Genomic DNA, 21,876 nt, shown 5'->3' with positions numbered 1-21,876 from the left:
CTGCTATGTTGCTCGTCGATGTCTATCTCGACAAATCGCCCATCCAGGGCATCGGCGTCTTTGCCAAGAACCATATTCTCCGCGGCACGCTGGTCTGGAAGCTCGACCCGAAATACGACCGCCGCATCGAGGTGGCGGCCTACGAACGGGAAACCGGGCCGGTGAAAACCTATCTCGACCGCTACGCCTACCCGGACCGGCGCGACCCGAACTACATCGTCTTCGAGGCCGACGATGCGCGCTACATGAACCATGCCGACGACCCGAATTGCGACGTCTCGCAGCCGGAGGAGACCTATGCCTTGCGCGACATTGCGCCCGGCGAGGAAATGACCTGCGATTACAATCACTTCTTCGAAACCGGCTTCGACTTCCTCGGCGACCGCTAGACCGAGTGCAATTCCGGCTGGCGTCCCATCGCAGATCTGCTGAGCAGGTTACGAAGACTTGCCCAGGCCTTGCCGGCGACGATACCGATGCCAATGCCGCCCGTAATCGCCAGCAGATGAAAGAACGGAGCGGGTAGCGTGCTTGCCACGGGCGCCAGCACGAAGCGGTGCGACAGATAGATAGGAAAGGCAGAGACAGCAATCAGCGTCACCACACGGCCCACCCCGCCCGGCAAGCGAACACGCGGCACGTAAAGAACAGCCAGAAGCGCCGCGAAAATGGTTAGATACTTGACCGTTGTGCCGAGCCAAACTGTCTCCCAGAGAGCGAGATAGCCCAGCACTGCCGCGGCGAACGCCGTCAAAATGAGCCTTCTTGCCGGATTGTCGGCAAAACCGGCACACCAACCGAAGACGGCGAGGTGGAAGACCCAGTAGATCGTAAAGATCTGGCGGTTGCCGATGTCGACGAACGGGGGGATGGAAAAACGCGCAGCGACGGCAAGCCCCAGCAGGCCGAGCGAGAAGGCGAAGGGTCGCACCTGCGCCAACCTGCGCGCGGCCGGCACGGCGAAGATGAGGGAGAAGACGAGAAGGGTCTGCGCATAGGCCTCGATGAACCAGTAAAGATAGGGAATCATCTCGTGGCGCTCCGGCTCGGCATAGCCGAAATTACCTGTAAGCGTCATCGAGGCCCAAGGAACCGCCTGCCAGGCGACTGCATAGGCCGCGACAATGAGGAAATAGGGGATCAGGACGTCGATCGCAGGCCTTAGCGCGTGTCGGAATCGACCGGTTAGGAAATGGGTTGACTGGAAGCGGGCCAGGCTGAAGCCGGCGAGCAGCATCATAACGCCGGAGCCGCCGGGAATAGGCCAGAGCGTCTCGTGATGTACCACCACCAGCAGGATTGCCATCACCCTTAGCACCAACTCGGTCGGCAATCCGCGTGCCTCTTTGCGCTTGAAGGGCCATCTCCCACTGCGGTTGCCAAGTTCGGCGATGCTCAGGTGTTCCCAGCCGTCCGGCAAGTGAACATCAAGGCGTTCGAGTTCCATGATCAACTGCAGGAAGCGGAGGGAATCCCCGCCGAGCGTGACGAAACTGTCGTTGCAGCCAACGGTCAGTGGATAGAATACGCGGCTATAAGCACCAAGCACGCTGCCCGTCTCTGAGCGGACCTCCGTCCGCCTTTTCAGCCTCTCCTGCTCAAGGCATGCATAGTCAATCTTGCCCGAAGCAAGCCTGGGAAAGTTCTCGCGCGCAGCAACGCAAACCAGGTTGGCCGGGAGACGACTGGCCTCGGCGAGGATGCACTGCGCCCTTCCGGTCGTGTCTACGTCGATCACATAGGCCTGCAGCCCATCATCGTCACCGAGGACCGCGGCAGCGATACCCGCCCGCCCCAGCGCCTGCTCCATGATGTCGAAGCCGATCCTGAGGCCTGCAACCTTGGCGAAGCGGCTCTTGCGCCCGACGATGCGGAAGAAACCCTGTTCGTCCCGCATGGCAATATCGCCAGTATTCAGTGCCTCGAGCTCGGCGCCGCGTGCGAGGTCACAGCGCCGATCGCCATACCCCATCATCACGTTTGGGCCGCGATAGACAAGTTCCCCAGGAGTGCCCGATTGGCTAATCGGCTTTCCTTCGGCATCGACAAGGCCAAGGCTGCCTCCGGGGATGGCTATGCCGATCCGCTCCTCGCTGTCGGAAAGGCTTTCCGGCGGGACGAAAGCAATGCGCGCCGTCGCCTCGGTCTGGCCATACATGACGAAGAAGCGGCCGCTCTTGGCGTGCATGTGGTCTCGGTAGAGGCGGACAAGGTCGGATCTGAGTTGTCCGCCCGCCACTGTCATCATGCGTAGCGCCTTGAGCTCGGCGGCGCGGAAGCGCGCCCTCTCCAGGAGTTCGTAGGAGTACGGTACGCCGGAAAAATTTGTGCAGCCGGCGTCGCCGATCACCCCGAGGAAATCGCCGTTCATGACCGACACGCCAGGAAAGAGCACGCTGCCGCCGGCAATCAGATGGGAATTGAGGACCGACAGCCCATAGGAATAATGGAGTGGCAGGACCAAAGCGGCCCGGTCGGCGGACGATAGTTCGAGATAGGCTGCGATCGAGCGCGCATTGGCTTCGAGATTGCCGTAGGAAAGCCGTACCGCCTTGGCAGCGCCCGAGCTACCGGATGTCATAAGCAGCAGCGCGAGATCGGGGTGCAACGGCTGCGCGTCCCTCCTGGGACGAGTCTCTTTGATGAGACGCCAGCGGCCATCGGCTGGCCGGAAAGTGAAATCCGGCTGGAAGGCCGCTAGAAAATCATTCCACAGCCTCTCGTCGCAAGGCGGCATCATGGCCACCGCGTGGCCCGCCCGCAGGGCCCCGAGATAAGCGACAACCACATGCTCCGAGGCTTCGGCCGAGATGGCAACGAGCAGCTTTTCTCCTTGTCCCAGCTGCGTGGCGAAGCGCAGCGTACGGCTGTTGAGTTCCGCATAAGAGAGCGCTCGCCCGTCGGCAAACAGAAGCGCCGTGCGACTCTCGCCACGGGCGATTTCGGGCACAAGGTCGATAGAGGGCATGAGAAGCTTCGGACCACCAGAAAACCAGCCGAAGCGCCTATGATACTTGAGTATTCAAGTCAACTAATACGCAGACGTTTGCAATGCGCCTCGTGACTCCCAGGGTTCCCGGATCAGCTCGACGGCTTCTTGCGAGCCGGATAGCCGTTGGGATGCGGCGGCACGGCTTTCAGATAGGCGGCGATCGCCGAGCGGTCCTCCGGGGTCAGCACGGCCATGTTCCGTTGCACATCGACCATTGCGCCGCCGACCGTATCGAAGTCCGGCGTGAAGCCGGTTTCGAGATAGTTGGCGATGTCGGCTTCGGACCAGTCGGCGATGCCGCCCTCGCCCGACGTGACGTTCGGCACGATGCCGCTGCCTTCGGCGGCGGCGGCACCTGCCAGCCATTGGCTCTTCCTGGTGCCGCCGGTAAGGTCCCGCGGCGTGTGGCATTCGCCGCAATGGCCGGGGCCTTCGACTAGGTAGCGGCCTGTCAACACCGGATCCGATGTGCCGTCGGGAAAGGAAACGACCGGCTGGTCGCTCAGATAGAGCAGCTTCCACAAGCCAAGACCGCGTCGGACATTGAACGGAAATCCCAGCGAATTGGCGGGCGCCTTGCCGGCGACCGCGGGTAACGTCTTCAGGAATGCATAGAGATCGGCAATGTCGGCCGGCTTCATGCGCGCGTAGGAAGTATAGGGAAATGCCGGATAGAGATGCTCGCCCGACGGTGACACGCCCTTCAGCATGGCGTTGGCAAAGTCCTCGACCGACCAGGCGCCGATGCCATCCCTGGTATCTTGCGAGATGTTCGGCGGAACGAAGGTGCCGAATGGCGTCTTGAGTTCAAGGCCGCCGACCAGCTGAAGGCGGGCGTCACCTTGCGAGGCGGGCTTGGCATGACATGATGTGCAGCCGCCGGCGTAGAAGATGCGCTTGCCCCTGGTGGCGTCGCCAGGACCAAGCTCAGCCAGCGTTGCGGCATCGAGCCTGACCGGAGCCGACAGGAACCAGCCGGCAATCGCGGCGACGCCGCCCAGAACGAGGGCGGCGCCGACGAGCTCCTTCAGCAAGGGCATCGGCCGGGATTAGCCTTTTTTCACCCTGTAGCCCTTATGGCAGGTGCCGCAGTCGCCGCCGATGGTGTTGAACTGTGCCTTCAACGCCTCGGCATCCGCCGGTGCTGCGGCGACCGCCGCCTTGACGTCGGCGAGGTACTTGCCTTCAGCCGTCTTGAAACCGGCCATGTCCTGCCAGATTTTTGGGGACGCCGTGGTGTCGCCGGTGTTGCTGCCGGCCGGGAAAAGCGTGTCGACGCCGGCATGGAATTTCTCGGCATTGGCCTGCAGTGCCTGCAACGCCGTCAGCACCGAAGCTGCGTCGTAGGGCGTCTCGCCCTTGACCACTTTCGACAAGCCGGCGGCGATCTTGCCACGTTCCTTCATCAGGGCCTGCCGGTCAGCGACCGGGTCGGCAAATGCCGCCGAACCGGCGAAGGCGAGCATCGAGATGGCGAGGATAAGCTTTCTCATTCACTTGGCTCCATGTTGAAGGCAATTCAGGATGCGGTCCCACCCCGATGACAAACGGCAAGGATGGCTAAAAAATTCCGACGCTTCGCCTCACGCTTGCGTGAAATTTTTGCAGCTGTCGTTCTGATGCTGAAAAAGAAAAGCCCCGGTTCTGCCGGGGCTTTCTGGAACGGATCAGGCCTTTTCGTAGAGTTCGAGCACATAGTCCCAGTTGATGAGACTGTCGACGAAGGCTTCGAGATATTTCGGCCGGGCGTTGCGATAATCAATGTAGTAGGAATGTTCCCAGACATCGACGCCGAGGATCGGCGTCGCGCCATGGACGAGCGGGTTCTCGCCATTCGGCGTCTTCGAGATCGCCAGCTTGCCGTCCTTGACCGAGACCCAGGCCCAGCCCGAACCGAACTGGGTGGTGCCGGCGGCGATGAAGTCGGCCTTGAACTTGTCGTAGCCGCCAAGATCGCTGTCGATCGCCTTTTGCAAGGCGCCCGGCAGCTTGTTGCCGCCGCCGCCCTTCTTCATCCATTTCCAGAAATGGATGTGATTGTAGTGCTGGGCGGCATTGTTGAAGAGGCCCGCATTCTTGCCGAAGGACTGTTTGACTGCCTCTTCGACCGACAAATCGCCCATGCCCGCTTCGGCGGCCAGCTTGTTGCCGTTGTCGACATAGGCCTTGTGGTGCTTGTCGTGGTGATATTCCAGCGTTTCCTTGGACATGTAAGGCTGCAAGGCCTCGTAGTCATAGGGCAAAGCGGGCAATTCAAAAGCCATCGGTCGTACTCCCTCGTGAAAAAATCCGGTGTCGATACCGGACTAACATAGGACTGGATTGGTCTGGAACAACTCCGGAAACGAAGCGTCGGCCGCTTTTTAGCGGGTCAGCCGGGCGAAGTCGAATGCGCCCATTCCCAATAGAGTTCGCGCGCCTTCTTGGCCACCGGTCCGGGCTGCAGATTGCGATCCTCGATACGGGTGACCGGCACCACTTTCGAGTGGTTTCCGGTCGAGAAGATTTCGTCCGCCTCCAGGAAATCGCGGATCGACAGCGTCTTTTCCGTCGTCGTGAACCCATATTCGCCAAGCAGGGCCATGGTGCGCGCGCGGGTAATGCCGGACAGGAAGGTGCCGTTCGGCGCCGGCGTCAGGACATGGCCGTCCTTGACCAGGAAAATATTCGAGGTGCCGGTCTCGGCGACATTGCCCAGCATATCGAGCACGAGCGCATTGTCGAAGCCGCGCATCTTGGCTTCGAGGATGGCCCGGCCGTTGTTGGGATAAAGGCAGCCGGCCTTGGCGTTGGTCGGCATGGTTTCGATGGTCGGGCGCCGGAACGGCGACACCGTCACCGAAAACCCCGCCGGCGAGATCATCGGCGATTCGTAGAGGCAAAGGCAGAAACGCGTCGAGGCCGGGTCGGCCGGCACGCCCATATAGCCGCCATGCTCGGCCCAATACATTGGCCTGATGTAGACCGCCGTCTTGCCGTCGAACTTCTTCAGCCCATCCCAGGTCAGGCCGACGATCTTGTCGGTGCTCATCGTCGGCTTCAGGCCGAGCGCGATCGCCGAGGCGTTCACCCTTGCTGCATGGCGATCGAGATCGGGGGCGACGCCCTCGAACCAGCGGGCGCCGTCGAATACGCTGGTGCCGAGCCACATGGCGTGGCTGCGCGGCCCTAGGATGGCAACGTTGCCCTCGTACCAGTCGCCGTCGACGAAGGTCCATGTCGCGGATTGCGCCGCAGTCGCCAGTGTCATTGCCAGGTTCCGTTCGATGCTTGTTGCGGCGCATTGGAAGATGCTTTGGCGGCCGCCGTCAACCGGCTTGGCTGAGATTTGTTGAGGCCAGCGGGCTGGCGGACTGCAATCAGCGCTTGCGCCTTGCCTTGCGCAGCCTCAAAACTGTTGCATGCACCATGCGGCTTACGTTTTCGATGCCTATGGCACCCTGTTCGACGTGCACGCGGCCGTGCGCCGTCACGCCGACCAGATCGGGCCGGACGGCCAGTTACTGTCCGAGATATGGCGCGCCAAGCAGCTGGAATATTCCTGGGTCAGGACGCTGATGGGAGCCTATGCCGATTTTTGGCAGCTCACCGAGCAGGCTCTCGATTTCGCCCTGCGCAAGGTTCCATCCGCGGATGCCGGGCTGAAGGCGAAGCTGCTCGAAGCCTATTGGCGGCTGGACTGCTATCCGGAGGTGCCGGCCGTGCTCAAAGCGCTCAAGGCATCGGGAGCAAGGCTGGCGATCCTATCCAACGGTTCGCCTGAAATGCTGGAGGCGGCCGTCAAGTCCGCCGCGCTCGACCAGGTCCTGGACGACGTCTTTTCCGTCGACAGCGTCAGGCGCTTCAAGACCGATCCGTCGGTCTACGATATGGTCACCACGGGCTGGCGCCTCTATCCAGGCGCTGTCTCTTTCCAGTCCTCCAACCGCTGGGACGTCGCCGGCGCCACCAAATTCGGCTTCCGGACGGTGTGGATCAACCGCACGAACCAGCCAGAGGAATACCGGGATTTTCCACCGGCCCTGATCCTGCCGTCACTCGAAGGTCTGATCTCCGGGGTTTGATGCCGGACATGTTGCCTCGGCGCAACAGTGACGATCCAGTCACAGCTTTGCCTTTGTTTGTCCACCCTGCGGCCAGAATTGGAACCGCCTATCGCGCCGGGCAGTGCTCGAGCACCTGCGCGCAACCGGACGCATTTATGCTTTGTTGCGATTTGAGACTTAAAAAAGGCAATCATGTTCACACCCCCATCGTCCTCTCTGCGCCTGAGCCGTCGCGGTTTCCTCAACGCCGCAGCCCTTGGCGCCGCCTCGGTCGCGGTCTCCAGTTGCACTACGCTGTCGCAACAGCCGGCCGAGCCACCGCCGCCGACCTATGTCGAGCCGGCGCTCGGCGACTATCTGACGATGTATGGGCCGATGTCGGATGGCGGCTTCGAGCTGCCGGCCATACCGGTCGACAAGATCGACCCGCAGTTCCTGCGCCAGATCGTTGACGATCCGACCGGCCAGCAGCCGGGCACCATCGTCGTCGACACGACCAATCACTTCCTCTATCTGGTGCGCCCGGGCGGCCAGGCGATCCGCTATGGCGTTGGGCTCGGCCGCGCCGGCTTCGAATGGTCGGGCGATGCCGTGGTCCAATGGAAGCAGAAATGGCCGAAATGGACGCCGCCAGACGAAATGATAGCGCGGCAGCCGGAGTTGAAGCCGTACAGCGCCGATAATGGCGGCATGCCGGGGGGGCTCAAGAACCCGCTAGGCGCGCGGGCGCTCTATCTCTTCCAGGGCAACCAGGACACGCTCTACCGCTTGCATGGTTCGCCGGAATGGAGGTCGATCGGCAAGTCGGTGTCGTCCGGCTGTGTTCGCCTGATGAACCAGGACATTATCGATCTCTACGATCGTGTGCCGAACAAGACCCCGGTCGTGGTGACGGCCGATATCGGCCAGCCGATGGTGGCGACAGCAAACCGCAAAGCCATTCCGATCGACGCCGGCGTGCCGGAAGGATCGATCCTGCTCGGCCCGATAAAATCGATCACAAATTCGATCTTCTGAGCTGGTCGAAAGCGCAGGGGCGGCGGGCTTTCGCCGCTCTGGCTGGCTTCCGGTCAGATAGCTGCCTAACCAAGAACCTTTTGCGCTATGCGGTAATCTATGACCGAACGCGACGTCCACCGTCAGCGTGCCAACGGCAGATCTGCGCCGCAATCGCTCCGACATAGGGGCCAAAGGCGATTGCCGGAAAGCGGCCGGTCTCGTTCGCGGTTTCAAAGATTCGGTCGCGGACCGCCTTCGATTCAAGAAACACTCCGACAGGAACGTACCTTACACACGACCAGCCACGCGTCTAGGGCGGCTCGTTACTGGCGCGACCATCGGAATGGCACGAATACCAAGTAGAGAACCCATCCCCAGTTTTAGAATACGGCGACCGATATAACTATTTTCAGGGCTGATTTATTTGCTGCACTGCGTCTTTTTGCAATGTGAGCACGTCGCCAGATGTGGTACGTCTCGCGAGCGGAAATCACTGAGGGGGATTATCCGATGCCGTCGCTTGCGCCGTTACCACCGACCCATCTCGCCATTTTCGTCACTGACCCGGAGAACGGGAATCCAGTCCAGCGACTGCCTCTCTATGCCGAGATCGCGGTGCCACGTATCTTGCCGCCGCGCGCGCCAGCCGACGAAAGGCTGCGGGAACCGATCCGCGCGGCCCTGAACGCTACCGATCCGAGCGCGACCGGCGCGGTCCGGGACCGGGTCGAGGCCGCCGCCCTCTCCGCGCTCGGCCAGGCGCTAACCGATGCCAGCCTGGCGTCTCTATTCGACCTCGAAAAGACCCGGGAGCTGTTCGAGCAGGTCTTCAAGGACGTGCTGCGCGATGACAGCGCCGCGAACATGGCCGCTATCGATCCGGCGCGGTTGCCCGGGCTGCTGCTCGCATCGATCCGCGAGTTCGCGCCGCGCTTCGATCTCGCGCTGGCAGATAGTCCCAAAGAAACCGCCCCGATCTGGGCCGAGCCGCTCGGCGTGCTCACCACCGATCATGTCGGCTATGCTTCGTTCGACCTCACCCGGCTGCGGCCCCAAGTGAAGCTGCTGCTGGCCGAGGCGATCGCGGCGCGGCGGGACGATCCCGATGCGGTCCTCAAGCTCGCAGTCTGGGTCTACCCCTATGGCGAGTCCGGCCGCCACGAAGTGCTGGCGCAGGCGCGGTTCGCTCTCGACGCGATCGTCGCCCGCATCACCATGGTGTGGCACACGCTCCCGCCTGCCATCGCCAATATGGGCCCGCGCGCGCTCCAGAATCCGGGTCTGACAGATTGGCGGCTGTCGCCCGCTTCGTTCGCTGCCAGCCCCAAGTCGCTGGTCGGCGAAGGCGGATGCGAGGAGTTGTTTCCGGCCAGCCTCGCGCTCCAGCAATTCGTGCTGCGCCAGGTGGTGCGCCTCACCGACGCGCCGGCCGGGTTCGGACTGCCGGCCCAGGCGGGGTATCGGGCCGCTTATGTCGATGAGTATAAGGTCTCCTGGTACGCGCTCGGCCATTCGCTCGGCGAGATTCTCTACAGCCTGCCACTGGCGCCGGGCGAGACGGTCCGGCTCGCGGTTCTCGACTGGTCATGGGACAGCCTCGCCAAGCGCGACGAGACCACCAGCCTCACCGAAGAAGTGCTACACCAGACGCACCGCGACCGAACAATCACGGAAACGGTCAAGGCCGGGCTGAAGGAACTCCAGAAAGGCTCCTCCTTCATGGGCGGCGCGGCGGGGTCCTCGGGCGCCAGCGGTGGCGCGGGCACCGGCGGGCTGGGGCTTGGCGCGGCGGTGGGTAATACCTGGAGTCTGGGCGGATCGACCGCGACCAGCTCGGGCAGCCGCGATCTGGCCGCGGAGAACGTCCAGCGGGTCAATGACAGTTTCACCCAGGCCAGCTCGGCCCAACGCGAGCTCAATTCGACCGTGGTGATCCAGGCGCGGCAGGAGGAGAAGGAGAGCATCCAGACCCGCACCTTCTCCAATTACAACCACAGCCACACGCTGACCGTGCTCTACTACGAAGTGCTCCGACACTACCGGGTGACAGTGGAATGGGTGCGGCGGCGTCCGGCCGTGCTGGCCAAGCTTCCCGAGCGGTTGGCGGCGCTGGACGAGGCGGCCCTGGTCAAGCATCGCCACCTGCTCGAACCGGCGCTGCTCGATCCGACCCTGAAGGCCGGGTTCGACGCGATCGAGAAACGCGATGCGATCGCCAACCACCAAGTCGTCCAGAAGATCGATCCCAACTTCGATCCGCCCGATCCGTGGTGGGAGGGGAACGTCGAGCTGGAGCTGTTCCAGATCGGCATCTGGTCCAGCGAACAAGCTACCGAGAACATCACCGTCTACGTGATCACGGCCGACGACCATGCGCGCAGCAAGCTGCACGAGCTGCACTACGTCTACAAGGGATCGAGCGACGCCGGGCCGGACTATGCCGCGCACAACATCAACAGCGGCGAGCGTATGGACACCGACCAGGAACAGTTCACGTTCCTCAAGCTGGCCGGCCAGGCCGTGGACGGGCCTTCGCTTCGAATCCCGTGGGCGCAGGTGATCGGTTTTCAATTCGAGAAGTGGGGAGATGACAGTTCATGGCGGATTGACGCCCTCTCGATCAGGGCATGGGACCGCTTCGGCTTTGTCGTGGACCTGACGCCCCCCGGGAAGAACGATGTAAACCTGTTCATCGACGATTCCGAACCCGGGTCCCAGGCCTTTTCCGATATCAAGCGCCCAGGTCCACCGCCCCCGCCGATCGGTCCCGTCCTGTCACCCGACCGCAGCTTGTCGCTGGAGGAATCGTACCAGATCAAGCGGCTCAAGGACCATGTCGTGGGGCACCTCGACCACTACGCCTCGGCCGTGCAGCTCGGCACCGACGTGAACGCGATAGCCCGCCAGTTCGAAGCCGTGCCCTGGGCCCCCACGACGATGGACGATCACGTCGAGCCGATCCCGCTCGAAGTGTTCGGCAGCTATGTCGCCTATCCGCTGGTCAAGCCCCTGTCGGGCATCGACGACACTCTGGTGGTCGATATCGCCGCGGCGCTGAACGGCACCGACCCCGCGCAGCGCCAGCGCGCCGCGGACCAGCTGGCCGCGATGAGCGATGCCGACCGGGCTTCGGTGATCGAGCGATTGCCGCTCGCCACAGCCAAGTCGGAGCGGCTGATCACCCTGCCGACCCGCGGAGTCTTCGCCGAAGGCAAGCTGGGCCATTGCAACGTCTCGGAAGAGATCGACAACACCCGCTTCTGGAAATGGGACGAGCACCCGATCCCGATCCAGGCGCCGGAGATAGCGCCGGTCACCCCCGTCACGCCAAGCCCGCAGGACGCGGGCGTGGTGCCGACCGCCTTTCCACAGTCGCTCGTCAACATCGTCAATCCGTCGCCTGCGCCCGATCCGGCCGGCCTCGGCGCGGCGCTGGGCGTGCTCGCCACCGCCAACATCTTCCGCGACATGTCTGGCCAGGCGCAGGTCGCCGACCTCCTCAAGACCCTGTCCGACAACAGCGTGAAGATCGCCGAGGCGGCGGTGCAGGCGCAAAAGGCGGCGGTCGGGGGCGGAGGCGGTCCAGGCGGTGGCGGGGCAGCGCCAGGCGCGGGCGCGACGCCTTCGGGTCCGCCGGCGCCACCGCCCAGCCAGCCTACCCCTCGTCCTGAACCCCCCGCGCGCACCCCCCAGCAAGTGGAGAGCGATCAGATCGATAACGGCACCAAGAAGCTCAAGGCCGCGACCGGCTTCCTGCCGCCGGCACAGCAGGCCATCGTCCGCAAGCAGGTCATCGAGAATGACTGGGCCAAGGGCAAGAAATGGACCGTATCGCTTAACTCCGAATGGCAGGGCAAAGAGATCACCAAGAAGCCGATGAAGGCGTCCTATGTGGGCGAGGTCTTCGTGGCGGGCGAGGAGTCGACGCTGCTCAACCCAACCCCGTTCGCGTCGAACCAGATCGTCAAATGGGACAATATCGTGCTCAGGGCCGAACGGTCGGCATCTCGATGATCGCGACGGAGATCGAGCCGTTCACCGATCAATTTTCCGTCAACATCCCCGGACTCGACATCGACGGCTTCGCGCTCAAGGAAAAGACCTACCAGCTCCCGCTGCGCTCGGTTGCGAACAATTTCCCCGTGGAGCTGGACTCGAATGTGGACGACCTCAAATTCCCGCAAGGGTCGAGCGTCATCCGCCTTCGCGGGATCGCCGAGATCGAGAAGAAATCGATCGAGATCACGCTCCAGGTCAATGAAAGCGGCGAGCTTTCCGGCGATCTGGCGCGCGAACTCAAGGGCTCGGCCGAACTGGAGAAGCTGGTCAGCCTCGGCATCTCGGCTACTCTGAAAATGGCGGCCAAGGTCGTTGTCGGCGGACAGCAGGCGATCAAGGGGACGTTCGACATTCTCTATCTCGTCGGATGGAAGGTCAACCAGATTGTCTAGCTGAGCTTCTGCCTTCCGGCGCGGCAGCGATAGGTCGAAGGCGACCTGCTACCAAACAAATCATTTCTACCGCGCCGGGCTCTTGTACGGGAAGTCATGGTGAGATGATGGACGTGCGTCTGCTTCTCCCTTTTTTATGTAAAGCTGCCATTTTGGTCTCGCCCCAAATGCGAATTTAGAGTGATCTGCGCGGCAATGACCGCTCCTGGCGCGAAGCTGACCTTCGCCCTGCCTCATCGCCCCCTGGCCAAACTCCCCAGAATACCCCGCACGATCGCTCGTCCGACCGACGAGCCGACCGAGCGCACGACGGATTTGATCGCCGCCTCCGCCACCGTCTGGCGGTTGGAGGGCCGCGGCGCGCGGCGGCCGCCGGTCGGCTGGGGATCGTCGTTGCCGAAGCCGGGAATGGTCCAGCGCGAACGGCCGCTCTCCTGCTGCTGCGCTTGCGCCTCCTGGGCGTCCTTGGCCTTTTTCTGCAGCATCTCGAAAGCCGATTCGCGGTCGACGGTCTGGTCGTATTGTCCCGCAACCGGGCTCTCAGTGATCAGCTTGCGGCGCTCTTCGGGCGTGATCGGGCCAAGGCGCGACGATGGCGGGCGGATCAGCGTCCGCTGTACCATGGACGGCACGCCCTTGGCTTCCAGCGTCGAGACCAGCGCCTCGCCGGTGCCGAGCTGCGTGATCACGGTTGCGCAGTCGAAATCGGGATTGGGCCTGAACGTCTCGGCCGCTGTCTTGACGGCCTTCTGTTCGCGCGGCGTATAGGCACGAAGTGCGTGCTGCACGCGGTTGCCCAACTGGGCCAGCACCGTTTCAGGGATATCCAGCGGATTTTGCGTGACGAAATAAACGCCGACGCCCTTCGAGCGGATCAGCCGGACCACCTGTTCGACCCGGTCGACCAGCACCTTCGGCGCGTCGTCGAACAGAAGGTGCGCCTCGTCGAAGAAAAAGACCAGCTTCGGCTTGTCCGGGTCGCCGACCTCGGGCAGTTCCTCGAACAGTTCCGACATCAGCCACAGAAGGAACGTCGCATAGAGCCGCGGATTCATCATCAGCTTGTCGGCGGCGAGCACGCTGATGGCGCCGCGTCCATCGCGCGTGGTGCGCATGATGTCGGCGATCCGCAATGCCGGCTCGCCGAAGAAATTGGCAGCGCCCTGCTGCTCCAGGACCAGCAGCGTGCGCTGGATGGCGCCGACCGAAGGTTTCGTCACATTGCCGTAGCGGGCGCCGATCTCTTCGGCGCGGTCGGCGATGTTGGCAAGCAGTGACTGCAGGTCCTTCAAGTCGAGCAGCAAAAGGCCTTCCTCGTCGGCGATGCGGAAGACGATGTTCATAATGCCTTCCTGTGCCTCGGAAAGGTTCATCAGCCGCGACAGAAGCAGCGGCCCCATCTCCGAGATGGTGGCGCGGATCGGGTGGCCCTGCTCGCCGAACAGATCCCAGAAGATGACCGGGAATTCCTGGAACTCATAGGGATCGAGCTTGACCTGCTCGGCCCGCTTGACCAGGAAATCCTGCGTTGTGCCCATCATGGCGATACCCGACAGGTCGCCCTTGATGTCGGCGCAGAATACCGGCACGCCGGCATTGGAGAAACCCTCGGCCAATATTTGCAGGGTCACCGTCTTGCCGGTGCCGGTCGCGCCGGTGACCAGGCCGTGACGATTTCCATATTGCAGCAAAAGCCGTTCGGGCCGCTGATAGCTGTCGTCCGGCTTGCGGCTGGCTCCTATGAAGATACTGGTGTCGTCGGCCATGTGTCCGGTCTCCGCAAACCTATAGGGTTGAATGCCCTGATCCCTTGAAGAAAAGGGAGCCCCGCCGCAGGTATAGTGAGGCCATTGCACAGCGACAATGGGCGTCGTCGAAAATGGCTTTTGGAGCTTGCGGAACCTGCCCATGTTTGGCAATCGGTTGACGGTCACCATCACGGAAGGCGTGTTGCACGGCATGTGTGCTGCATTGTGATATCGGGCCGGGGACCGTAGACTGACATAGTCGGCCGCTGCGGCCGCTAGAACGAGGAGAACCGATGGGCGCCGGTGCCTTGACCCAGGATGCCGAACTTCCGAACGTCGACCGGCAACGATGGCTGGCGCTGGCAGAGAAGGCGCTGGCCGGCGGGTCCTTCGAGGAAAAGCTCGTCTCGCATACGGACGACGCCATCCGCATCGAGCCGCTCTACGAGCGTTCGGTAACCGCCGAGCCTGTCGTGCGCGCCAACCCGGAATCACCGTGGATCGTCAGCCAGCGTATCGACGATCCGGACATAGGCCGCGCCAGTGCGCAGGCGCTGGAAGACGTCGCGCAGGGTGCTACCGGACTGTCGCTTGTCTTCGAAGGTGCGCCGAACGCCTTCGGCTACGGCTTGCCGAGGACGGCGGAGGCGCTGGAGGGTGTACTCGACGGCGTGCCGCTCAACCGCATCCAGATCCGCATCGACGCCCATCCCTGGAGCCGCGCCGTGGCCGACTGGCTGGTGGCGTTTTTGACCAAGCGCCGCTCCGACCCGGCAAAGCTCAATCTCTCCTTCGGCATCGATCCGGCGGCGATCTTTGCCGGGACCGGTAGGCTGCGCATGTCGATCGAGGCTTTGCAGGCTTCGATGCCGCAGTCGCTGGCGCATTTCTTTTCGATGGGTGTGCCCGGTGTCCTGCTGGAAGCGGACGGGCGGGTATTCCACAATGCCGGCGCCACCGAGGCGCAGGAGCTTGGCACCATGCTCGCGTCGGCCGTCTCCTATCTGAGGCTGTTCGAGAAGGCGCGCCAGCCGCTTGTCTATGCGGCGCCGCATATCGGCTTTGCGCTGAGCGTCGACCAGGACCAGTTCGTGTCGATGGCCAAGGTCAGGGCGTTGCGCAGGCTGTGGGCGCGTGTCCAGGAGGCCTGCTCGATACCGCCCTCCACCGCCAGCATCCATGCCGAAACTTCCTTCCAGATGATGACGGCGGCCGACCCGGAAACCAACATCCTGCGCACCACCATTGCCGCTTTTGCGGCTGCCGCCGGCGGCGCGGATTCGATCGCCATCCTGCCGCACACGATCGCGCACGGCCTGCCTGCGAGTTTTGCCCGCCGCGTTGCCCGCAACGCGCAACTGATCATGGCCAATGAGGGCCACATCGACCACGTCGCCGATCCGGCTTGCGGTTCGGGCGCCGTCGAAGCGCTGACTGCGGAGCTCTGCGCGGCGGCCTGGCAGGAGTTCCAGCAGATCGAGGCGGAAGGCGGCGTGCTGTCCAGCCTCGAACAAGGCCACATCCAGAGACGCGTCCAGGCAGCTTCCGCCCGCCGCAACGCAGCCTACCAGGCGGGCGAACGGGCGATCGTCGGCACGACGCTGCACCCCTCGAAAACCGAGCGTCCTGTCGAGACGCTGGCGGCGGAGCGGCGGCCTGCCTTCACCGAAGGCGTTGCGGTGTGCGAGCCGCTGTTTCCGATCCGCATCGATCAGTCGATCGGAGCCGTACCATGATCCCGGATTTCAGCCAGATCGGCTGGTCGCCGCCGCGGCGGGTGCCGGTCGAGGTCAAAGGTCAGCGGATGACGCCGGAAGGCATCGCCGTCAAGCATCTCTACAACCAGGGCGATCTCAAGGGCTTGCCGCATCTCGATACCTATCCGGGCCTGCCGCCCTTCGTGCGCGGCCCCTATCCGACGATGTATGTCCAGCAACCCTGGACGATCCGGCAATATGCCGGCTTCTCGACGGCAGAGGAATCCAACGCCTTCTACCGGCGCAACCTTGCCGCCGGCCAGAAAGGCCTGTCGGTCGCCTTCGATCTCGCCACGCATCGCGGCTACGACAGCGACCATCCGCGCGTCGCCGGCGATGTCGGCATGGCCGGCGTCGCCATCGATTCCATTCTCGACATGCGCCAGCTGTTCGATGGCATCCCGCTTAACGAGATGACGGTATCGATGACGATGAACGGCGCGGTGCTGCCGATCATGGCGCTCTATATCGTCGCGGCGGAGGAACAGGGCGTTGCGCAGAAGGACCTCACTGGGACCATTCAGAACGACATCCTGAAAGAGTTCATGGTGCGCAACACCTACATCTATCCGCCAAAACCTTCGATGCGGATCGTGTCGGACATTTTTTCCTACACGTCGAAGCACATGCCGAAGTTCAATTCGATCTCGATCTCCGGCTACCACATGCAGGAGGCGGGAGCGACGGCGGACCTTGAACTCGCCTACACGATTGCCGACGGTATCGAATATGCCCGCGCCGGCGTCGCGGCCGGCCTCGACATCGACCGTTTCGCGCCGCGCCTTTCCTTCTTCTGGGCGATCGGCATGAATTTCTTCATGGAAGTCGCGAAGCTGAGAGCAGCGCGCCTTTTGTGGGCCAGCCTGATGCTGAAGAACTTTTCGCCGAAGGACGAGCGCTCGCTGTCACTGCGCACCCATTGCCAGACTTCGGGCTGGTCGCTGACGGCGCAGGATCCCTACAACAACATCATCCGCACCATGATCGAGGCGATGGCGGCGACTCAAGGGCATACGCAGTCGCTGCACACCAATTCCTTCGACGAGGCAATGGCGCTGCCGACCGACCATTCGGCCCGCATCGCCCGCAACACACAGCTCATCCTGCAGAAGGAATCCGGCACGACGCGCATCATCGATCCGTGGGGCGGCTCCGCCTATCTCGAACGGCTGACGCATGATCTGGCGGCGCGTGCGCTTGCGCATATCGAGGAGGTCGAGAGCCTCGGCGGCATGGCCGCGGCGATCGAAAAGGGCCTACCGAAGCTGCGCATCGAAGAGGCTGCCGCGCGCACCCAGGCGCGCATCGATTCAGGCGAACAGATCGTGGTCGGTGTCAATGCCCACCGGCCTGGGACGGATATCGATGTCGACGTACTAAGGATCGACAATGCCGAAGTCAGGGCACGGCAATTGTCGAAGCTGCAGCGGCTGAAAGGCACGCGTGACGTCGCCGCCGTCGAGAGCGCGCTCGATGCGCTGACCCGTGCTGCCGGGAGTAACGAAAACCTGCTGGAATTCGCCATCCGGGCCGCACGCGCCAACGCCACGGTCGGCGAGATTTCGCTGGCGCTGGAAAAGGTTTTCGGCCGCCATGTCGCCTCGGTGCAGACGATCTCCGGCGTCTACCGCAACGCGCTCGGCGACAATCCAGTGGTCGACCGGCTGCAGGACAAGATCGTAGCGTTCGAGGAGAAGTCCGGCGGCAAGCCGCGCATTCTGGTCGCCAAGATGGGGCAAGACGGCCATGATCGCGGCCAGAAAGTGATCGCCACCGCCTTTGCCGACCTCGGCTTCGACGTCACCGTCGGGCCGATGTTCCAGACGCCGGACGAGATCGCCAGGCTGGCGGTCGAGCATGACGTGCACGTCGTCGGCGCGTCGTCGCTGGCAGCAGGCCATTTGACGCTCATTCCCGAACTCAAGCTTGCACTGAAGAAGCTCGGCCGCGACGACATGCTGATCGTCGCCGGCGGCGTCATCCCGCCGCAGGATTACGATGCAGTCCGGCAGGCAGGCGCCACTGAAATATTCCCACCCGGCACGGTCATCCCGGAAGCGGCGGACCGGCTGATGGACCGGCTGCTGCAGGGGGCTGACGCTTTGTTATAATGTCTGTTGCAACGAAAACACGCTGAGTTATAATCGGCGTTGCAACAGGATGTCACCATGAACACGACCATTCGCAAGATCGGCAATTCCGAAGGCGTGATCCTGCCGAAGGAAATTCTCGATCGCATGAATCTGAAGGCGGGCGACAGCATCGTCATCGTTCAGGAAGGCGATGAGCTTCGCCTGCGCCGCACCGAGGACACTGCCGAAGAATTCGAGCGCAAGATGAAGATCGCGCGCGAGCGGATGAAAAAGTACGAGGTTGCTTACCGCGCGCTCGCAAAATGACCGAGCATCATTCGCGGGAGTTCGTGGAGGCGCTTCATGCCGAGCAGTTGCGCCTCCACGGCGGCGCAGCGGGCATCCGCGACGAAGGAATGCTGGAGTCGGCGCTCTACAGGCCGCAGCAGAGGGAAATCTATGGCGAGCCCGATCTCTGTGAGTTGGCGTCCGGCTACCTTTTCGGTATTGCCAAAAACCATCCATTCGTCGACGGCAATAAGCGTACTGCTTTCGCGGCGGCCGATCTGTTCCTTTATTTCAATGGCTTGAGCATCGAAGCCGAGCAGGCGGACATTATTCAACTGGTCATGATGGTCGCCGCCGGCGAAATCGACGAGGCTGGTGCCGCGGCGTTCTTCCGCGATCATGTGGTGAAGCTCGAAGACTAACTGTCGGAAAGCTTGACGATCTCCCATTCCTTGCCGTTGACTGCGGCAATTTCGCCGACCTTCTTGCCGAACAGCGCCATCGCCATCGGCGACATATGGGAAATTGTCCCCTTGGCGGGATTTGCCTCATCCTCGCCGACGATCTTCCAGTGCACCTTCTTGCCGTCGTCGCTTTCCAGGGTGACACCCATGCCGAAACGAACCAGGTCGCTACCCGGTTCCGGCACGGAGAGCTCGGCGCTTTCCCGCCTTGCCGTCCAATAGCGAAGATCGCGCGACACCAGCGCGATCCGCTCGCGGTCGGCCCTCTTTTCGGCTCTGCCCAGTTCGTCGCGCAGAGCGGCCACCTCCGCATCGATCAGCGCCAGGCCGCGTTCCGTCACCAGATTGCGGTGATGGCTGATCGGCCGCTCGCCGATGCCGGCGATGGCGTTTTCGCTGTCTTCCTCGCGGGTGAAGGCCCTGCTCATTTATCGAACTTATGCCTGACGCGACGACTCCACAAGCCGTAGCCGGCGAACCGACGTCGGGGCCGATCCGGCCGATCCTGTCTGGCACGAATCCTGCGGCGCGACCGTTGAACGCAAGGAATCTGTGCCGATGTTGAACAGACGAACGCTGCTTGCGCAGACCGCCGGCTTTGCCGTCATGGGGCTTTCGCTCGGCAAGGCAGCGGCGAAAAACCTGCCCGGCATCGAGAAAGCCGCGATGCGTAGCGCGATCAACGCAAGCGAGCTCGGCGTCCGGCCCGGCGCGCTTGACGACCAGAGCAAGGCCTTCACCAAGCTGCTGCGCGACGCGCACGACCGCGACATGCCGGTGTTCCTGCCGCCGGGGATCTATATCGTTTCCAACCTGTCGCTGCCCGGCCGCGTGCGCCTGTCCGGCGTGCCGGGCGCATCGCGGATCGTCTACGGCGGCAATGGCCATCTCATCATGGCCGAACAGGCCGAGCATATCGAACTCAGCGGGCTGGTGTTCGACGGCAGCAACCGCTGGATGGGCGACTACACGCATGGCCTGCTCGATCTGCGCCGCATCGCCCATCTGGTCGTCGACAACTGCCAGCTTACCGACAGCGGCAAGAACGGTCTGGCGCTCGAACACGCCTCGGGCCGCATCGAGCGCTCGGAGATATCCGGTGCGGCCGATGCCGGCATCTATTCGGTCGAGGCCGATGGCCTGGAAATATCAGGCAATAGCGTCTCCGACTGCGCCAATGGCGGCATCCTCGTGCACCGCTGGCAGGCGGCTGAAGACAACACCATCGTCAGCGGCAACCGGATCGAACGCATCCAGGCGCGCGGCGGCGGAACCGGCCAGAACGGCAATGGCATCAATGCCTTCCGCGCCGGCAATGTCATCATCTCCGGCAATATTGTTTCGGACTGCGCGTTTTCGGCGATCCGCGCCAACAGTGCCAGCAATTTGCAGATCACCGGCAATACCTGCTCGCGCTCGGGCGAAACGGCCGTGTATTCCGAATTCTCCTTTGAAGGTGCCGTCATCGGCAATAACATCGTCGATGGCGCTGCGAACGGTATTTCGATCGTCAATTTCAACGAAGGCGGCCGCATGGGCGTCTGCTCCGGCAACATCGTCCGCAATCTGTCGACCAGCGGTCCCTACCCTGCCGACGCGCCCGGCTTCGGCGTCGGCATCAGCGTCGAGGCAGACAGCACCGTTTCCGGTAATGTCGTCGAGAATGCGCCGCTCTACGGCATGCAGATCGGCTGGGGACCGTTCATGCGCAATGTGGTCGCCATGGGAAACATCATCCGCAAGGCGGGGACCGGTATCGTCGTCACCGTGGTCGAAGGTGCCGGAACGGCAATCATTTCCGACAATGTCATCGACGGGGTCCAGAACGGCGCGATCGTCGGCCAGCGCTGGGCCGAGCCGGTGACCGGCGACCTCGCCGCGTCAGGCAATGCCGGCTATGCGCATCTGACCGTCGAGCGCAACCACGTCAGTTGAGGGTGGCCGTCGGCCGGAGCGCGCCGACTTTGGCGCCGATCCGGCTTTCGATAGGCGGATTTGCCTGTTCGATCAGTTTCGCAGCGAGCGCGTGGTCGGCGTGCAAAAGCTTTGCCAGCACAGCCGCGACCATCACTTCAGCGGCGCGGCCGGCGCCATCGTCGCATTTCAGCGCGATGCCAAGGCCAAGCTCCGGAACGGCGGCGCAAAAAACACCTTCGGCGCCTCCCTTGACGAAAATCCGACCCGGGGCGGCCTCCATCATCGCGACGTCGGACCTGCCCGTGCCGGCGACGAAAAACGGCTCGGCCATGCAGGCAGAAAGCAGCCGCTTCGCCGCCCGGGCGCGCACCGGCTCGAAGCCGGCACCTGTCGCCATGCGGGCAAAGCTAAGGGCAAAGCTGCGCAACGGCACGGCATAGGTCGGAATCGAGCAGCCGTCGGTGCCGCGGTGATCGGCGTCATGGGCAGCGCCGGTCACCGCCTCCATCGCTTCGCGCACCATCTCCTGCGAAGCATGGCCAGCCTTGACGTAACCACGATGGGCGATGCCGCTGTGAACGCAGGTGCATAGGAAGCCTGAGTGCTTGCCGGAACAATTGTTGTGCAGCGCGTTCGGCACGCTGCCGGCGCGGGCAAGCGCCAGCGTCGCTCCATGGCTCGACGGCCAATGCGCGCCGCATTCGAGTGCCGCCTCGTCCAGGCCGGCCTTCGCCAGCATGGCCCGCGCGAGCTCGACATGTGGCGGCTCGCCGGAATGCGAGGCGCAGGCCAGCGCCAGCTCCCGGTCACCGAAGCCGTAGACATCGGCAGCGCCGCTCTCGACCAGCGGCAACGCCTGGATCGCCTTGACCGCCGAACGCGGGAACACCGGCTGTGCCGTGTCGCCGATCTCCCAGACAGGCTTGCCGTCAGCGTCGAAGACGGCAACAGCGCCGCGATGCGCGCTCTCGACGATTGCGCCGCGCAAGACTTCGACCAGAACCGGATTTGTCATGAATTCCCCGCTAGCGCATGATCTCGAAAATCGGAATCCATTTCGAAAAGGATCATGCGCAAAATCAAAGTGTTACAGCGTCCTTTGCGCTCCCGAACGGTCGCGCGGCGCTGTAATGCGGGGCCGC

Annotated in this window: 18 protein-coding genes; 10 read left to right on the top strand and 8 right to left on the bottom strand. The window is 63.1% G+C overall.

Features of this window, described 5'->3' with window-relative positions:
- Nucleotides 1-5 precede the first annotated feature (5 nt).
- Complete coding sequence (locus NKH13_RS22740; protein ID WP_352914508.1) at nucleotides 6-389, top strand: SET domain-containing protein; 384 nt, start codon at nucleotides 6-8, stop codon at nucleotides 387-389.
- On the opposite strand, the gene NKH13_RS22735 is transcribed toward NKH13_RS22740, so the two are convergent.
- From NKH13_RS22735 to NKH13_RS22715, 5 genes are all read right to left on the bottom strand, one after another.
- The gene (locus NKH13_RS22735; protein ID WP_352914506.1) at nucleotides 386-2,968 is read right to left on the bottom strand and encodes an AMP-binding protein; all 2,583 of its coding nucleotides are present in this window, start codon (nucleotides 2,966-2,968) and stop codon (nucleotides 386-388) included. The two genes, NKH13_RS22740 and NKH13_RS22735, sit on opposite strands and share 4 nt — an antisense overlap.
- A 113-nt stretch (nucleotides 2,969-3,081) precedes the next feature.
- Nucleotides 3,082-4,032: a cytochrome c gene (locus tag NKH13_RS22730; protein WP_352721260.1), complete on the bottom strand. Its 951-nt coding sequence runs from the start codon at nucleotides 4,030-4,032 to the stop codon at nucleotides 3,082-3,084.
- Between the two features lie 9 nt (nucleotides 4,033-4,041).
- Nucleotides 4,042-4,485 carry a c-type cytochrome gene (locus NKH13_RS22725; protein WP_352914504.1) on the bottom strand — a complete coding sequence of 148 codons (444 nt, stop codon included), beginning with the start codon at nucleotides 4,483-4,485 and terminating at the stop codon, nucleotides 4,042-4,044.
- A gap of 174 nt (nucleotides 4,486-4,659) precedes the next feature.
- Nucleotides 4,660-5,256 (bottom strand): superoxide dismutase, encoded by a 597-nt coding sequence (locus NKH13_RS22720; protein ID WP_292658465.1) that lies wholly within the window; start codon nucleotides 5,254-5,256, stop codon nucleotides 4,660-4,662.
- Nucleotides 5,257-5,363: 107 nt separating this feature from the next.
- Entirely contained in the window at nucleotides 5,364-6,242 is an 879-nt protein-coding gene (locus NKH13_RS22715) for a branched-chain amino acid aminotransferase (RefSeq protein ID WP_292658468.1), read from the bottom strand.
- A 151-nt stretch (nucleotides 6,243-6,393) separates the two neighbouring features.
- Here NKH13_RS22715 and NKH13_RS22710 point away from each other — a divergent pair, with 151 nt between their 5' ends.
- From NKH13_RS22710 to NKH13_RS22695, 4 genes are all read left to right on the top strand, one after another.
- The gene (locus NKH13_RS22710; RefSeq protein ID WP_292658470.1) at nucleotides 6,394-7,056 is read left to right on the top strand and encodes a haloacid dehalogenase type II; all 663 of its coding nucleotides are present in this window, start codon (nucleotides 6,394-6,396) and stop codon (nucleotides 7,054-7,056) included.
- Between the two features lie 174 nt (nucleotides 7,057-7,230).
- On the top strand, nucleotides 7,231-8,055 hold the full coding sequence (locus tag NKH13_RS22705) for a L,D-transpeptidase (protein WP_352721255.1): 825 nt from the start codon (nucleotides 7,231-7,233) through the stop codon (nucleotides 8,053-8,055).
- A 492-nt stretch (nucleotides 8,056-8,547) separates the two neighbouring features.
- Entirely contained in the window at nucleotides 8,548-12,051 is a 3,504-nt protein-coding gene (locus tag NKH13_RS22700; protein WP_352914499.1) for a hypothetical protein, read from the top strand.
- Nucleotides 12,006-12,488, top strand: coding sequence for a hypothetical protein (locus tag NKH13_RS22695; RefSeq protein WP_352914496.1), 483 nt, complete (start codon nucleotides 12,006-12,008; stop codon nucleotides 12,486-12,488). The genes NKH13_RS22700 and NKH13_RS22695 overlap by 46 nt, the downstream gene beginning before the upstream one ends.
- A 233-nt stretch (nucleotides 12,489-12,721) precedes the next feature.
- Here NKH13_RS22695 and NKH13_RS22690 read toward each other — a convergent pair whose 3' ends face one another.
- Nucleotides 12,722-14,254: a helicase HerA-like C-terminal domain-containing protein gene (locus tag NKH13_RS22690; protein WP_352914493.1), complete on the bottom strand. Its 1,533-nt coding sequence runs from the start codon at nucleotides 14,252-14,254 to the stop codon at nucleotides 12,722-12,724.
- Nucleotides 14,255-14,529: 275 nt separating this feature from the next.
- Here NKH13_RS22690 and NKH13_RS22685 point away from each other — a divergent pair, with 275 nt between their 5' ends.
- The 4 genes from NKH13_RS22685 to NKH13_RS22670 are packed head-to-tail and all read left to right on the top strand — an operon-like array spanning nucleotide 14,530 to nucleotide 18,775.
- The gene (locus NKH13_RS22685) at nucleotides 14,530-15,972 is read left to right on the top strand and encodes a methylmalonyl-CoA mutase subunit beta (protein ID WP_352914491.1); all 1,443 of its coding nucleotides are present in this window, start codon (nucleotides 14,530-14,532) and stop codon (nucleotides 15,970-15,972) included.
- Nucleotides 15,969-18,104: a methylmalonyl-CoA mutase gene (gene scpA, locus NKH13_RS22680; RefSeq protein WP_352914488.1), complete on the top strand. Its 2,136-nt coding sequence runs from the start codon at nucleotides 15,969-15,971 to the stop codon at nucleotides 18,102-18,104. Before NKH13_RS22685 ends, scpA begins: the two co-directional genes overlap by 4 nt.
- Nucleotides 18,105-18,161: 57 nt before the next feature.
- Nucleotides 18,162-18,392 carry an AbrB/MazE/SpoVT family DNA-binding domain-containing protein gene (locus NKH13_RS22675; RefSeq protein WP_352501761.1) on the top strand — a complete coding sequence of 77 codons (231 nt, stop codon included), beginning with the start codon at nucleotides 18,162-18,164 and terminating at the stop codon, nucleotides 18,390-18,392.
- Nucleotides 18,389-18,775 (top strand): type II toxin-antitoxin system death-on-curing family toxin, encoded by a 387-nt coding sequence (locus NKH13_RS22670; RefSeq protein ID WP_352914485.1) that lies wholly within the window; start codon nucleotides 18,389-18,391, stop codon nucleotides 18,773-18,775. The genes NKH13_RS22675 and NKH13_RS22670 overlap by 4 nt, the downstream gene beginning before the upstream one ends.
- Here the strand turns inward: NKH13_RS22670 and NKH13_RS22665 are convergent.
- Nucleotides 18,772-19,245: a GreA/GreB family elongation factor gene (locus NKH13_RS22665; protein WP_352468520.1), complete on the bottom strand. Its 474-nt coding sequence runs from the start codon at nucleotides 19,243-19,245 to the stop codon at nucleotides 18,772-18,774. The two genes, NKH13_RS22670 and NKH13_RS22665, sit on opposite strands and share 4 nt — an antisense overlap.
- Before the next feature lie 130 nt (nucleotides 19,246-19,375).
- On the opposite strand from NKH13_RS22665, the gene NKH13_RS22660 reads away from it, so the two are divergent.
- Nucleotides 19,376-20,752, top strand: coding sequence for a TIGR03808 family TAT-translocated repetitive protein (locus NKH13_RS22660; protein ID WP_352914482.1), 1,377 nt, complete (start codon nucleotides 19,376-19,378; stop codon nucleotides 20,750-20,752).
- On the opposite strand, the gene NKH13_RS22655 is transcribed toward NKH13_RS22660, so the two are convergent.
- The gene (locus tag NKH13_RS22655) at nucleotides 20,745-21,749 is read right to left on the bottom strand and encodes an asparaginase (protein ID WP_352914479.1); all 1,005 of its coding nucleotides are present in this window, start codon (nucleotides 21,747-21,749) and stop codon (nucleotides 20,745-20,747) included. The genes NKH13_RS22660 and NKH13_RS22655 overlap by 8 nt on opposite strands.
- Nucleotides 21,750-21,876: the final 127 nt, after the last annotated feature.

The organism is Mesorhizobium sp. M1348 (assembly GCF_040317925.1).
Taxonomy (GTDB): Bacteria; Pseudomonadota; Alphaproteobacteria; order Rhizobiales; family Rhizobiaceae; genus Mesorhizobium.
Note: the sequence above shows the minus strand (reverse complement) of the source record. Positions and strands in the feature narration are given on the sequence as shown.